A 14,317-nucleotide genomic window follows, 5' to 3' on the forward strand; every position below is an offset into this window, starting at 1 on the left:
TCAATGAGAGGCAAACCTTGAGCAAGATAATTACTGTAGAATTTGATCTGGAACCTGCTGATAACCAGCGTCTTTCCAGCCTTTGTGGTCCTTTCGACGACAACATTAAACAACTAGAACGTCGTTTAGGTGTTGAAATCAATCATCGCAGCAACCATTTTAGCATTGTGGGTCAACCACATACCGCTGATGTTGCCACCAATATCATTAAAGATTTATACGTTGATACGGCTCCTGTACATAACAATATTCCAGATATTGAACCCGACCAACTTCATCTAGCGATCAAAGCTTCTGGCGTCTTAGAGCAAACCGTAGAAACGAGCATCCCTTTTGGTAAAGAAATCCATATCAAAACTAAAAAAGGGATCATAAAACCACGCACGCCAAACCAAGCCCAATACATTGCCAATATCGTAACCCATGATATTACCTTTGGTATTGGCCCTGCAGGTACAGGTAAAACCTACCTTGCAGTTGCAGCTGCCATTGATGCCCTTGAGCGTCAAGAAGTGCGCCGTATTCTGCTGACTCGTCCAGCGGTTGAAGCGGGTGAAAAGCTAGGGTTCTTACCTGGCGATTTAAGCCAGAAAGTCGACCCATATCTACGCCCACTTTATGATGCTTTGTTTGAAATGCTTGGTTTTGAACGGGTAGAAAAGCTGATTGAGCGCAATGTGATTGAAGTCGCACCGTTGGCTTATATGCGCGGTCGAACACTGAACGATGCTTTTATTATTTTAGATGAGAGCCAAAATACCACTGTAGAACAAATGAAAATGTTCTTAACCCGTATTGGCTTTAATTCGCGCGCCGTCATCACTGGAGATGTCACTCAAATCGATTTGCCGCGTGGCGCACGTTCAGGTTTACGTCATGCGGTTGAAGTATTATCGAATGTTGAAGAAATTAGCTTTAACTTTTTCTTAGCTAATGATGTTGTACGCCATCCTGTTGTCGCACGCATTGTTCAAGCTTATGAAATTTGGGAAAGTGATGATCAAAAACAACGCAAACAAGCAGAACAACGTCGTCGTACAGAACAAGACGCCAAAGATGCCGCCTTATTCGCCGTTGCGACTGCCGCTAAAATTGAATCACAAAAGAGTAACTAATGGCGATTTATCTTGATCTACAACTTGCAACAGCAGACGAAACTGGATTACCGACTGAAGCTGAATTTCAACAATGGCTAAATGCCGCAGTCATCCCATTTCAGGCCGATGCTGAAGTCACTATTCGATTAGTTGACGAGCAAGAAAGTCATGCACTCAACCTTGAGTACCGTGGCAAAGATCGACCAACAAACGTACTTTCTTTTCCATTTGAAGCACCACCTGAAATCGAAATGAATTTACTTGGCGATTTAATTATTTGTCGTCAAGTTGTCGAAGCGGAAGCCATTGAACAACAAAAACCGCTTAATGCACATTGGGCACATATGGTTGTACACGGCAGTCTGCATCTGCTAGGTTATGATCATATCGAAGATGATGAAGCAGAAGAAATGGAAGCATTAGAGACTGAAATCATGCAAAACATGGGTTTTGTCGACCCTTACATTTCTGAAAAGTAGTAACATACCAACGAATATTCCGCGGTTTACTAAACCAAGCCGCATTTCCGTGGCAATGTCCACTTAGTTGATAAAGTAAATAATGAACGAAGATAACTCTCCAACAACTGAAGGTCCGAGTAGAAAGTCCTTCTTTGAACGTATTGGCCAATTTTTCCAAGGCGAACCACAAAACCGTGAAGAATTAGTTGAAGTATTCCGTGATTCGGAAGAAAACGATTTGATAGACCATGACACTCGAGACATGCTTGAAGGTGTAATGGAAATTGCTGAAATGCGTGTACGTGACATTATGATCCCACGTTCACAAATGACAACTATCGAGCGTTCTCAGAAGCTAGAAGATCTTATTGATTTAATTGTTGAAGCTCAGCACTCTCGCTACCCTGTTATCAGTGATGATAAAGACCATGTTGAAGGCATTTTATTAGCCAAAGACTTACTGCGTTATTTATTGCCTGATAGTGAACCTTTTGATATCGACAAAGTATTACGCCCTGCCGTTGTAGTGCCAGAAAGTAAGCGCGTTGATCGACTATTAAAAGAATTCCGCGAAGAGCGTTACCACATGGCAATTGTGGTTGATGAGTTTGGTGGTGTATCTGGTGTTATCACTATTGAAGACATTCTTGAGCAAATTGTTGGCGAAATCGAAGATGAATTCGACGACGAAGAAGAGCAAGAAGTTCGTCAATTAAGTAAGCATACTTACGCGGTCAAAGCCCTAACAACCATTGAAGATTTCAATGAACTGTTCCATACCTCATTTTGTGACGAAGAAGTCGATACTGTCGGCGGCTTAGTTATGATGAGTTTTGGTCACCTGCCATCACGCGGTGAAGTTGTTGAAGTTAATGGTTATTCTTTTAAAGTGACCTCGTCTGATAACCGCCGTGTTATCCAGTTACAAGTAACTGTACCGGACGAAGCATTTCAACCTACCATTACTCCGTAAATGATGACAAAAAAAACACTCATCTCATTGGGACAGTTGCTTGCAGCTGTCCCTGCGGGTGCGATTGCAACCTTGTCTTTTGCTCCTTATGACTACGCATTTATCGCCCCATTAACACTGATTCTGTTTTTCCTTTTATTACAGAAACAATCTCCTAAACGTTCAGCACTGATTGGCTTTTTTTATGGTCTAGGCATGTTTGGTACCGGTATCAGCTGGGTACATGTCAGCATTGATACCTTTGGTGGTATGCCTAAAATTGCCAGCATGCTCTTAATGTTTTTATTAATTAGCTATTTAGCGTTATATCCAGCGTTATTTGGCTATTTATTTAATCGCTTTAACCGCCAACGTCCTTTGCACCAATTACTGCTATCTGGCCCTGTTATTTGGTTGGTACTTGACTGGATCCGTGGTTGGCTCTTTACTGGCTTTCCTTGGCTATGGATGGGATACAGCCAGCTTAATACGCCATTGGCACACTTCGCACCCATTTTTGGTGTCGAAGGGATCACCCTCGCATTAGTGCTCATCTCGGGATCGATTACTGCGACCCTCTACTACCGTAACTGGCGTCCATTCATGGTTGCGGTGTTAGTGGTAATATTAGCCGTATTAGCGGGTATTCCGCAGTGGGTAAAACCCGATCCTAAGCACAGTGTTAGTGTTGCTTTAATTCAAGGTAATATTTCACAAGAAGAAAAGTGGCTACCTAGTCATCGCTGGCCAACCTTAATGAAATATATGGATCTCACCCGTGATAATTGGGATTCAGATTTAATTATATGGCCAGAAGCTGCGATTCCAGCACTTGAGGAAGATATTCCAACCTTCTTACAAAATCTAGATGCCGCAGCACGTGCCAATAACAGCACTGTGATCACAGGTATTTTAGATCAAAAAGCTGATGGTGAGTTTTTCAATAATATTTTGACGCTGGGTGTTGATGCTGATGGATCGTATAACTACAATACAGCCACTCGTTACACTAAGCATCACCTATTACCTTTTGGTGAATTTGTACCTTTTGCTAGTATTCTTCGTCCACTAGCACCGTTCTTTAATCTGCCGATGTCATCATTTAGTCGAGGTGCTTATATTCAACCGAATATTCAAGCGCATGGCTATTCAATTGCACCTGCTTTGTGTTATGAGATTGCGTTTGGTGAGCAAATTCGTGAAAACATCACCAAAAAAACCGAGTTACTGCTCACGCTTTCTAATGATGCTTGGTTTGGGCGCTCAATCGGGCCCTTCCAACATATGGAAATTGCCCAAATGCGGGCGCTTGAGTTTGGTAAGCCGTTATTACGTGGCACAAATACTGGTATTACTGCCGTGGTTGACCATAATGGTCACATCACCAAAGAATTACCACAATTTGTAACAGGTGTTTTAAAAGATAAAGTGATCCCAACCATTGGAATGACACCATATACTACTTTAGGCAGTTGGCCATTATACGGTTACTGTTTATGGGCGTTAGCATTATCTTGGCTACTTATTCGACGTAAACACGGACTTTTTTGTGACGTATGTCTAACAGAAAAAGAATAAACTATAAGGTGAAGCTAATAACTTCACCTTTTTTTTTACGGTTAGTTTATTGTAATTTCATAGGTCAATAACAATCGCAATTCCGCAGGTATCAACCACCTACGGCGAGATAAGGAACAATAAATGAAAACAACACATAAAATTTTTACTACTTTGTGTTCATTATTAATGTTGATGCTCTCAGCACAAGTGCTTGCTCAAGAACAACAAAATGACACCAAAGATGCATTAGCACTTTTTTATAAATCCCCACAAACACAACCTTTTTTCCATTCGGCTTATGGGTATGTCGTTTTTCCATCAATAGGTAAAGGTGGCTTTTGGATCGGCGGGGCTTATGGCTCAGGCGTGGTATTTAAAGCCAATCAAGCAATGGGATTTGCTAAGCTTTATCAAGTATCTATCGGGCTCCAATTCGGTGGCCAAGCTTTTAGCGAGATTTTATTTTTCCAAGATAAACGTGCTTATGATCGCTTCATTGATGGCGGATTCGAATTAGATGCTCAAGCGTCAGCAGTTGCCTTAACGGAAGGTGCTTCAGCAAAAATAGGAACCGCAGGTGCGGGGATGAATGCGGGTAGTGATTACCTAACGCAAAGCTACATTAATGGTGTTGCTATTTTCACTCACACTAAAGGTGGTGCCATGATTGAAGCATCATTAGCAGGACAAAAATTCACTTACGAACCAATGACAGCGGCTACTCGTCAGATCAAAGGCTACAATGATATTCTGCCGACGTTTAATAAAAAATATAAGCAGTCTTCCACGGTACCTCAACCAAAGCAAAGACAATATCAACAATCACAACCAATGCAAAAACCAGCCGATACCATTAAACCTGAAAATTCTGCTGTTATCGTTGATACCATTGAAAAACCAGACTATTAATTAATAGTTTCGGTATTCACAAATAAAAACGCAGCCCTCATATGGCTGCGTTTTAATTCACATTAAAATAACGTTCAGGGTTATTTATGGATTTAATGGTAAACGTGTGAAATGCTTACAACCACATTTAACGCATGGTTCAATACGAGTAACATGGGTGATCATTTCAGTATGGCCACATTGTTCACACACAAGGTTACCCAAGCCAACAAGCTCACCCGCCTGATAAATACCTTTATGCTGAATATCATCCATCACTTCAATCCACTCTAATTGCGTTTTATCAGTGATCTCCGCTAAATTCTTCCAAATACTTTCACTGACTAATTTATAAAATGGACTTTCACTGAAGGGTTCTGAGCTATTTTTCACTTCTTCAGTAAAGGTTTTTAAATCACTTTTGACATAAGCTTCAACTAATGACAATTCATCTTTGGTCATATCACTGGCTGCTTTACCATAAAGCTCGGTCGTTTTAAGATCACTTTTGATATACGCTTCGATCAATGCCAGCTCATCTTTGGTCATATCACTGGCAGCTTTACCGTAAAGCTCGGTCATTCTAAAAAACTTCTTTAGCTCTTCTGGACTATGCTTAAGCGCTTCAGTTACTTTTTCTAATACTGCTTCATAATGCTTTTGTTGCTTAGTCATGGGATTAATCCTCCGCCAATGTGCGAAATAATTACGTAATTACGGCCAAATGTAAGATTAAGGTCGCCGAATCGCTATCAGCTATTGTTGACACCTTTACCTTTGGTTATCCTATGTCGATTACAATGAATGTGTTTGTATTAAACTCACAAAATTCTGGATGTCATCGATGCAAGAACAATATCGTCCACAGGACATTGAACAAAAAGTTCAAGAACATTGGGATAACAATAAGACCTTTGTTGTTAGTGAAGACCCTAATAAAGAAAAATTCTACTGTCTGTCCATGTTCCCGTACCCAAGTGGTCGCTTGCACATGGGTCACGTGCGTAACTACACTATCGGTGATGTTATCTCTCGCTACCAGCGCTTACAAGGCAAAAATGTTATGCAGCCAATTGGTTGGGATGCATTTGGCCTGCCAGCAGAGAACGCAGCAGTAAAAAATAACACTGCGCCTGCGCCTTGGACATACGAAAATATCGAGTACATGAAGAACCAACTTAAACTATTAGGTTTTGGTTACGATTGGAGCCGTGAATTCGCAACCTGTACTCCTGAGTACTACCGTTGGGAACAAGAGTTCTTCACTAAACTGTATAACAAAGGCCTAGTTTACAAGAAGACATCTTCTGTGAACTGGTGTCCTAACGACCAAACTGTACTTGCAAATGAGCAAGTAGAAGACGGTTGTTGTTGGCGTTGTGATACCCCTGTTGAACAAAAAGAGATTCCACAGTGGTTCATTAAAATTACTGAATACGCACAAGAGCTACTTGACGATCTTGATACTCTTGATGGTTGGCCTGAAATGGTGAAAACCATGCAGCGTAACTGGATCGGCCGTTCTGAAGGTGTTGAATTAACATTTAACGTTAAAGGTCAAAACGATTTAGAAGTTTACACCACCCGTCCAGATACCCTAATGGGTGTGACATTTGTTAGCATTGCAGCAGGTCACCCACTGGCTGCAAAAGCGGCTGAAAACAACCCTGCTCTAGCAACATTTATCGATGAATGCCGTAACACCAAAGTTGCTGAAGCTGAACTGGCAACAATGGAAAAGAAAGGCATGGATACCGGCTTTACAGCTATCCACCCACTAGATGGTCGTGAAGTACCTGTCTACGTTGCTAACTTCGTATTAATGGATTACGGCACAGGCGCTGTAATGGCGGTTCCTGCTCACGATCAACGTGACTTTGAGTTTGCAACCAAATACAACATCGACATCATGGCTGTTATTAAGCCAGAAGACGATAGCGAATTTGATCTCTCTGAAGCTGCATTCACTGACAAAGGTGTATTGTTTAATTCTGGTGAATTTGACGGCCTAAACTTCCAACAAGCGTTTGATGCCATTGCAGCAAAACTTGAAACGGAAGGTAAAGGCAAGAAGACGGTTAACTTCCGTCTTCGTGACTGGGGTGTTTCACGTCAACGTTACTGGGGTGCACCAATCCCAATGGTAACGACTGAAGATGGTCAAGTACATCCAGTCGCTGCCGATCAACTACCAGTTATTCTTCCAGAAGACGTGGTAATGGATGGCGTAACAAGCCCAATTAAAGCGGATCTAGAGTGGGCTAAAACTACCTTTAACGGCGAACCAGCACTACGTGAAACAGATACCTTTGACACCTTCATGGAATCATCTTGGTACTACGCACGTTACTGTTCGCCACAAGCGGATGATATTCTAGATCCAGCTAAGGCGAACTACTGGCTACCGGTTGATCAATATGTTGGTGGTATTGAACACGCATGTATGCACCTATTGTACTCACGTTTCTTCCACAAATTACTTCGTGATGCAGGTTACGTAACCTCTGACGAACCGTTTAAGCAACTACTATGTCAAGGCATGGTATTAGCAGATGCCTTCTTCTACACCACAGATAAAGGTGGTAAAGAGTGGGTTGCACCAACAGATGTAACGGTTGAACGTGATGGCAAAGGTCGTATCACAACAGCGGTTGATTCTAAAGGCCATAACGTTGAACACTCGGGCATGATCAAAATGTCTAAGTCCAAAAACAACGGTATCGACCCACAAGAAATGGTAGACAAATACGGTGCAGATACCGTACGTTTATTTATGATGTTCGCATCACCAGCAGATATGACGCTGGAATGGCAAGAATCTGGCGTTGAAGGTGCAAACCGCTTCCTTAAACGTGTATGGAAACTTGTGCGTGAACATGCTGAAAAAGGTCAAGCTGAATCAGTAGATACAGCAGCATTAAACAGCGATCAAAAAGCACTTCGTCGTGACATTCATAAAACCATTGCTAAAGTAAGTGATGATATTGGTCGTCGTCAGACATTCAATACTGCCATTGCTGCAATCATGGAATTAATGAACAAGTTAGCGAAAGCGCCACAAGAATCAGTACAAGATCGTGCTATTCTTGATGAAGCACTAAAAGCTATTGTTACTATGCTTTACCCAATGACACCGCATATCTGTTTTGAAATGTGGCAAGCATTGGGCCAAACAGACATTGACCATGCTGTATGGCCACAAGCAGATGCAGCAGCATTAGTTGAAGATGAAAAACTGATCATTGTACAAGTTAACGGTAAACTACGTGCTAAATTAACGGTAGCGGCAGACGCAACCAAAGAGCAAGTAGAAGCGTTAGCAATGGCTGATGATGGCGTAACTCGATTCACTGATGGCAACACTGTACGTAAAGTTATTTATGTACCAGGTAAACTGCTAAACATCGTAGCAAACTAATCAAGGTTACTTTTCTTTGTTAGCTCGCCTAATAAAGACAAGTACCTTAAAGATCCCCGCTTCTGCGGGGATCTTTATAATTATGGTCATATTTAATTTTGCGCCCAGCGCACCTTCTTTTCTTTCAAGGAGCTGACTTTCGTGAAAAGTTTTTTCTCGGCCAACAGCCTAACTCGACTACTTATCATCACTCTTCTCGCGCTTACAACAGCTTCTTGTGGCTTTCATCTTCGTGGCAACTACATGCTACCAGAAGGCATTGCCAAGCTATCGTTAACCAGTTTTGACCCCTACGGCCAATTAACTCGTATGGTAAAATACCAATTTAAACTACATGGCATTGAAGAAGTAAAACCAGCAGCAACCGTACCTAACCTTAATATCACCAGTGAATCAACTGGCGACAGTACGTTATCGCTATATCAAAATAACGGTAAAGCAGAATACGATTTAACGTTGACGGTTAACTACACTGTGACTATTCCTAATCAAGGTATTGAACAGTTTAGTACTAAAGTTACCCGTACTTTCTTAGATAACCCACTTTCAGCACTCGCAAAATCAGTAGAACGTGATGAATTAGTCAATGTGATGCGTGAACAAGCGGCGCAACAAATCATGCGTAAACTGGCGCGTCTAACCACTGTGTTTAATAAAATGGAAGAAGACAAACTTAATTCTGAATTAAACCAGATTTTGCATAATCAAAAAGTCTCGATTAAAGATGGTAGTACAACCACAATCACCACAACACCCGCAGTGATATATAAAAAACAAGATAATAACGCACAATGAGAGTCTACCCAGAACAACTGACGCAGCAGCTAACAAAGGGCCTGCGTCAGGCTTATTTACTGTTTGGTAATGAGCTATTATTAAAACAAGAAGCGGGCGATAACATTAAGCAGATCGCCCACCAGCAAGGCTTTCTTGAACGACATAGTTTTACTATCGATAATAGTATTGATTGGAATGCAGTATTAGATTGCTGCAATGCCATGAGCTTATTTTCAGCGCAACAAATTATCGAGCTTGAAATTGCTGAAACGGGATTAAATGCCAACCAAGCCAAAGCATTACTAGAAGTGATAGCGACACTAAATCTTGATATTTTATTGATTCTCACAGGTCCTAGAATCAATAAAAAACAAGAAAGCACCAAATGGTTTAAAGCGCTGGATAATATTGGTCTGTATGTGCCTTGCAACACCCCAGACCCACGTCAAATGCCGCGTTTTATTCAAGGTCGTTGTCAACAATTAGGCTTAAAACCCGATCATGAATCGGTACAAATGCTAGCACAATGGCATGAAGGTAATTTATTGGCACTATCGCAAAGTTTGCATAAATTAGTACTCTTGTATCCCGATGGCATACTCACCATCGTACGATTACAAGCAGCATTAAGCCGCCATAATCACTACACGCCATTTCAATTAATTGATGCACTATTAGCAGGACAAGCTAAACGTAGCCAACGAATATTGCGTCAGTTACAAGCTGAAGGTGTTGAAGCGACTATTTTACTACGAACATTACAGCGAGAATTAACTCAACTGTATAAAATGCAAGAAATGGGTAAAAAAGGCACGCCTTTAAATCTCATTTTTGAACAATTTAGAGTATGGCAAAACCGACGAGAAATGTACATTGGGGCTTTACATCGACTGCCTCTCACCACCTTAGTCACTATCATTCGCCAGCTAACATTACTGGAAATTCAGGTAAAAACCGACTATGACACTCAACCATGGCCAGACTTGAGTTGTTTATGTGCGGAGATGTGTGGCATATCAACCCATTTACAGCCATTAAATTAATCTTAATACAGGTCAAAATCGCGACTTTTGGTCTATTTGAACAAAATCACTAAACAAACATGCGAAAAAATACCGTTGGAACCTTGTCCGCTTATCGCTGTCTGATAAGAGCGTGGTATACTGCGGCACAATTCATGGTCAGTATGTCTATTTGATATTATTGATGCTAGTTATAGCGTCATTCGGCCAATACTATACTAACACTCAAGTGAGGGAATCCCTTTGCAGGTTCAAGAACTACACGATTTCATTGTTGATAAAATTGACGACATTAAAGCACAAGATATCGTAACTATTGATGTTCGCGGTAAATCAAGCATCACCGATTTTATGGTTATCTGTACTGGTACATCTAACCGTCACGTGGTATCTGTTGCAGATCACGTAAATAAAGAATCTAAATTAGTTGATTTTCCTCCGTTCGGCATCAGTGGTGAAAAAGAAGGTCAATGGGTTATTGTTGATATGGGCAATGTTATGCTACATATCATGCAAGAAGATGCGCGTGAGCTATACCAACTGGAGAAGCTTTGGAGCTAATTGACCATGAAGCTTCAACTGATTGCTGTTGGTACTAAAATGCCTAAATGGGTCGAGGAAGGTTATAAAGAATATAGCCGCCGCTTCCCAAAAGATATGCCTCTGGAATTAATTGAAATTTCAGCAGGAAAGCGTGGCAAAAACGCTGATATTCCTCGCATTCTACAAAAAGAAGGCGAGGCCATGTTAGCTGCAGTTGCTAAAGGCAACCGAATTGTCACACTAGATATTCCCGGTAAACGCTGGGATACAGGGCAATTGGCACAACAATTGGATGCATGGAAACTAGATGGACGCGATGTATCAATTTTAATTGGCGGACCTGAAGGACTTTCTCCTGCATGTAAAGCAGCGGCAGAACAAAGTTGGTCATTATCACCATTGACTTTACCACACCCATTGGTGCGCGTGGTAATGGCAGAAAGCTTATACCGTGCATGGAGTGTCACGGCTAACCATCCGTATCATAGGGAATAAACATAAATGAGACAAAAGCGAACCCAGATCCGCGATCATCGTGCTGAGTCGGCCTTATTTTTTCGTCGAGCTCTTGTCTCATTTATTGGTATTGCAATACTTGTAGGCCTGCTGCTGTTTAACCTGTTCCATATTCAGATTGAACAACATCAGGACTATCAAACCCGTTCAAATGATAATCGCATTAAAATTATTCCAGTTACGCCGAACCGCGGCTTAATTTATGACCGTAACGGGGTAATATTGGCCGAAAACAGACCCATTTACAGCCTTGAAATTACCCTAGAAAAAGTCTCTGAGCTCGATCAGACTTTTGCCGATCTCAAACAGATCATGGGTATTACTGACGAAGATATTGCTAATTTCCAAAAAGAACGTCGTCGTACCCGTCGTTTTAAGTCTGTTCCTATTCTTGATCACCTCAATGAAAAGCAAGTTGCACTATTTTCTGTTAATCAACATCGCTTACCTGGTGTAGAAGTAAAAGCACACTTAAAACGCTATTACCCTTACGGTGATACTCTCACCCACGTCTTAGGTTATGTCGCTAAAATTAACGATCGTGACCTTAAAAAACTAGATAAATCGGGAAAGCTCAGTAATTACAAAGCCACTCGAGATATGGGTAAATTAGGTGTTGAACGCTACTATGAAGAGCTATTACATGGTACCTCTGGCTATCAAAAAGTTGAGGTCAATAGTCGCGGACGCATTATTCGAACGCTAAAATATATTCCGCCAATTCCAGGTAAAGATATCAAGATCAATATTGATATTAAACTACAGCAATATGTTCAGAATCTATTAACTGAGCGTAAAACAGATCCTGAAACAGGCAAAGAAATCATTAAGCATAAGCGTGGCTCTATTGTCGTCTTGGATCCTAAAGATGATGCTATTTTAGCCATGGTATCAAGCCCTAGTTACGATCCTAATTTGTTTGTACGTGGCATTTCGAGCAAAAAATACAATGCATTGCTCAATAATCCAGATCGCCCATTAGTGAATAGGGTTACGCTTGGCATTTATCCACCAGCATCAACCGTTAAACCATTAATTGCCGTTGCGGCATTAACTGAAGGGGTGATCACGCCCAATACAACTCGTAATGATCCCGGTTGGTGGCAAATTCCTAACTCAACGAGTCGTAAATTCCGTGACTGGTTACGTTGGGGTCATGGTCGAGTCAATATTTATAAAGCTATTGAAGAGTCAGTAGATACTTACTTCTATCAAGTGGCTTACGATCTAGGTATTGATCGTCTTTCAACATGGATGAATAAATTTGGTTATGGTGTGTACACTGGTATTGATATTCATGAAGAAAGCAAAGCCAATATGCCAACCCGTGAATGGAAACAAACCCGCCACAAACGTCCATGGTATCAAGGTGATACTATTCCTGTCGGTATCGGCCAAGGTTATTGGACAGCTACACCATTACAAATAGCCAAAGCCACTTCTGTACTGGTGAATAGTGGCGTCGTACACCGCCCACATCTACTGAAAAATATTATTGATGATAAAGTAGAAGCACCTGCTAAATTTGAAAACTTTCCACCGATCACTGGTGTAGATCCTAAAACATGGGAAATTGCTCGTGAAGGTATGCACCGCGTGCTTTATGGTCACCGAGGCACTGCACGCAAAGCATTTTACAACACCCCTTATCAAGCGGGAGGGAAATCAGGTTCGGCACAGGTATTTGGTTTAGCTGAAAACCAAAAATATAATGCAGATGAATTAGAAGAGCATCTACGAGACCATGCCTTATTTACAGCATTTGCACCATTTGAAAAACCACAAGTTGTTGTATCAATGGTATTAGAAAATGCCGGTGGTGGTTCAACCAATGGTGGCCCGATTGCTCGAAAAATATTTGATCATATGTTAATTGAGCCACCAGCCAAGCCCCCTTTACAATTGGCGGTACCAATAAAAGCCACTGCGGAAGCACGTTAATGAGTATAATGGCAACAACAGGCGAAAAACCAAGCATAAGTGATCGCTTACATATTGATATTCCGTTATTACTTGGCTTATTAGTGATTATGTGTTTCTCTTTAGTGATCATGTACAGTGCCAGTGGTCAAAGCATGCCGATGATGGAACGCCAAGCAATGCGAATGCTACTGTCACTTGGAGTAATGTTTGCGCTTGCCCAAATTGCACCGCGTCATTACGAAGCATGGGCTCCTTATTTATTTGGTATTGGGCTAATACTGCTCATTAGTGTACTTACATTTGGTGAAGTATCTAAAGGCGCACAACGATGGCTTAACTTAGGCTTTATTCGATTTCAACCTTCTGAATTAATCAAACTTGCAGTGCCATTAATGGTAGCGCGATTTATAGGTAATCGCCCACTGCCCCCCACGTTTACCAATATCTTTATTGCACTAGTCTTAATTTTCACTCCAACGATCCTAATTGCCAAACAACCAGACCTCGGTACCTCAATTTTGATTGCCGCATCTGGGATATTTGTTCTGTTTCTGTCAGGAATTAGCTGGCGATTAATAATTGGTGCATTGATATTACTCGGGGCCTTTATTCCTGTGTTATGGTTCTTCTTAATGCATGATTACCAACGTACTCGCGTAATGACCTTATTTAATCCCGAATCTGATCCTTTAGGTGCGGGATACCATATAATCCAATCAAAAATAGCCATTGGTTCAGGAGGAATCACAGGTAAAGGTTGGCTTCATGGTACTCAATCACAATTAGAATTTGTTCCTGAACGTAATACTGACTTCATTTTTGCGGTAATTGGCGAAGAATGGGGATTAATGGGTGTTATTGGTTTATTAATAATGTATCTATTTGTGCTAGGACGAGGATTATTACTTGCAAGCAGAGCTCAAACCGCGTTTGGGCGTATGATGGCGGGCAGTATCGTGCTCAGTTTTTTTGTTTATATTTTTGTTAATATCGGAATGGTAAGTGGCCTATTACCCGTTGTAGGTGTACCACTTCCTTTAGTCAGTTATGGTGGAACCTCAATGGTTACTCTCATGGCTGGTTTTGGTATTCTAATGTCTATTCACACTCATCGAAAAATGTTGTCTAAGGCGACCTAATAAATGCGTTCACTATTTGTA

Annotated in this window: 13 protein-coding genes; 12 read left to right on the forward strand and 1 reads right to left on the reverse strand. The window is 41.2% G+C overall.

Going from position 1 to position 14,317, the window contains the following annotated elements; translation table 11 throughout:
* Positions 1-17 precede the first annotated feature (17 nt).
* The 5 genes from Q0V26_RS16850 to Q0V26_RS16870 all read left to right on the forward strand — a co-directional run bounded on the left by Q0V26_RS16850 (position 18) and on the right by Q0V26_RS16870 (position 4,979).
* Complete coding sequence (locus tag Q0V26_RS16850) at positions 18-1,115, forward strand: PhoH family protein (protein WP_297485966.1); 1,098 nt, start codon at positions 18-20, stop codon at positions 1,113-1,115.
* Entirely contained in the window at positions 1,115-1,576 is a 462-nt protein-coding gene (gene ybeY / locus Q0V26_RS16855; RefSeq protein WP_297485931.1) for an rRNA maturation RNase YbeY, read from the forward strand. The genes Q0V26_RS16850 and ybeY overlap by 1 nt, the downstream gene beginning before the upstream one ends.
* A gap of 82 nt (positions 1,577-1,658) precedes the next feature.
* Complete coding sequence (corC, locus tag Q0V26_RS16860; protein ID WP_080158114.1) at positions 1,659-2,531, forward strand: CNNM family magnesium/cobalt transport protein CorC; 873 nt, start codon at positions 1,659-1,661, stop codon at positions 2,529-2,531.
* 3 nt (positions 2,532-2,534) lie between these two features.
* Complete coding sequence (gene lnt, locus Q0V26_RS16865) at positions 2,535-4,088, forward strand: apolipoprotein N-acyltransferase (protein ID WP_297485935.1); 1,554 nt, start codon at positions 2,535-2,537, stop codon at positions 4,086-4,088.
* 123 nt (positions 4,089-4,211) lie between these two features.
* Positions 4,212-4,979: a lipid-binding SYLF domain-containing protein gene (locus Q0V26_RS16870; protein WP_297485938.1), complete on the forward strand. Its 768-nt coding sequence runs from the start codon at positions 4,212-4,214 to the stop codon at positions 4,977-4,979.
* An 84-nt stretch (positions 4,980-5,063) separates the two neighbouring features.
* Here Q0V26_RS16870 and Q0V26_RS16875 read toward each other — a convergent pair whose 3' ends face one another.
* Positions 5,064-5,633, reverse strand: coding sequence for a hypothetical protein (locus tag Q0V26_RS16875; RefSeq protein ID WP_297485941.1), 570 nt, complete (start codon positions 5,631-5,633; stop codon positions 5,064-5,066).
* 169 nt (positions 5,634-5,802) lie between these two features.
* Between Q0V26_RS16875 and leuS the strand changes: the two genes are divergently transcribed.
* The 7 genes from leuS (at position 5,803) to rodA (ending at position 14,296) form a co-directional block, all read left to right on the forward strand.
* A complete protein-coding gene (gene leuS, locus Q0V26_RS16880) occupies positions 5,803-8,376 on the forward strand; it encodes a leucine--tRNA ligase (RefSeq protein ID WP_297485945.1) in 2,574 nt (857 codons plus the stop codon).
* 141 nt (positions 8,377-8,517) lie between these two features.
* Positions 8,518-9,171: an LPS assembly lipoprotein LptE gene (gene lptE, locus Q0V26_RS16885; protein WP_297485948.1), complete on the forward strand. Its 654-nt coding sequence runs from the start codon at positions 8,518-8,520 to the stop codon at positions 9,169-9,171.
* Positions 9,168-10,196, forward strand: coding sequence for a DNA polymerase III subunit delta (holA, locus tag Q0V26_RS16890; RefSeq protein ID WP_297485951.1), 1,029 nt, complete (start codon positions 9,168-9,170; stop codon positions 10,194-10,196). Before lptE ends, holA begins: the two co-directional genes overlap by 4 nt.
* Before the next feature lie 222 nt (positions 10,197-10,418).
* Positions 10,419-10,736 (forward strand): ribosome silencing factor, encoded by a 318-nt coding sequence (rsfS, locus tag Q0V26_RS16895; protein WP_297485954.1) that lies wholly within the window; start codon positions 10,419-10,421, stop codon positions 10,734-10,736.
* Positions 10,737-10,742: 6 nt separating this feature from the next.
* Entirely contained in the window at positions 10,743-11,213 is a 471-nt protein-coding gene (gene rlmH, locus Q0V26_RS16900; RefSeq protein ID WP_061000179.1) for a 23S rRNA (pseudouridine(1915)-N(3))-methyltransferase RlmH, read from the forward strand.
* Positions 11,214-11,219: 6 nt separating this feature from the next.
* Positions 11,220-13,175, forward strand: a complete 1,956-nt coding sequence (gene mrdA, locus Q0V26_RS16905) for a penicillin-binding protein 2 (RefSeq protein WP_297485959.1) — start codon at positions 11,220-11,222, stop codon at positions 13,173-13,175.
* Entirely contained in the window at positions 13,175-14,296 is a 1,122-nt protein-coding gene (gene rodA / locus Q0V26_RS16910; RefSeq protein WP_297485963.1) for a rod shape-determining protein RodA, read from the forward strand. Before mrdA ends, rodA begins: the two co-directional genes overlap by 1 nt.
* Positions 14,297-14,317: the final 21 nt, after the last annotated feature.

It is taken from the genome of uncultured Photobacterium sp. (genome assembly GCF_947039875.1).
In the GTDB taxonomy this organism is placed as follows: domain Bacteria; phylum Pseudomonadota; class Gammaproteobacteria; order Enterobacterales; family Vibrionaceae; genus Photobacterium.

Excerpts from the sequence above, each read along its gene's own strand:
- corC (WP_080158114.1), top strand. The coding sequence starts at position 1,659 with ATGAACGAAGATAACTCTCCAACAACTGAAGGTCCGAGTAGAAAGTCC.
- rlmH (WP_061000179.1), top strand. The coding sequence starts at position 10,743 with ATGAAGCTTCAACTGATTGCTGTTGGTACTAAAATGCCTAAATGGGTC.
- rodA (WP_297485963.1), top strand. The coding sequence starts at position 13,175 with ATGAGTATAATGGCAACAACAGGCGAAAAACCAAGCATAAGTGATCGC.
- Q0V26_RS16870 (WP_297485938.1), top strand. The coding sequence starts at position 4,212 with ATGAAAACAACACATAAAATTTTTACTACTTTGTGTTCATTATTAATG.
- lnt (WP_297485935.1), top strand. The coding sequence starts at position 2,535 with ATGACAAAAAAAACACTCATCTCATTGGGACAGTTGCTTGCAGCTGTC.
- ybeY (WP_297485931.1), top strand. The coding sequence starts at position 1,115 with ATGGCGATTTATCTTGATCTACAACTTGCAACAGCAGACGAAACTGGA.
- leuS (WP_297485945.1), top strand. The coding sequence starts at position 5,803 with ATGCAAGAACAATATCGTCCACAGGACATTGAACAAAAAGTTCAAGAA.
- Q0V26_RS16875 (WP_297485941.1), bottom strand. The coding sequence starts at position 5,633 with ATGACTAAGCAACAAAAGCATTATGAAGCAGTATTAGAAAAAGTAACT.
- holA (WP_297485951.1), top strand. The coding sequence starts at position 9,168 with ATGAGAGTCTACCCAGAACAACTGACGCAGCAGCTAACAAAGGGCCTG.
- mrdA (WP_297485959.1), top strand. The coding sequence starts at position 11,220 with ATGAGACAAAAGCGAACCCAGATCCGCGATCATCGTGCTGAGTCGGCC.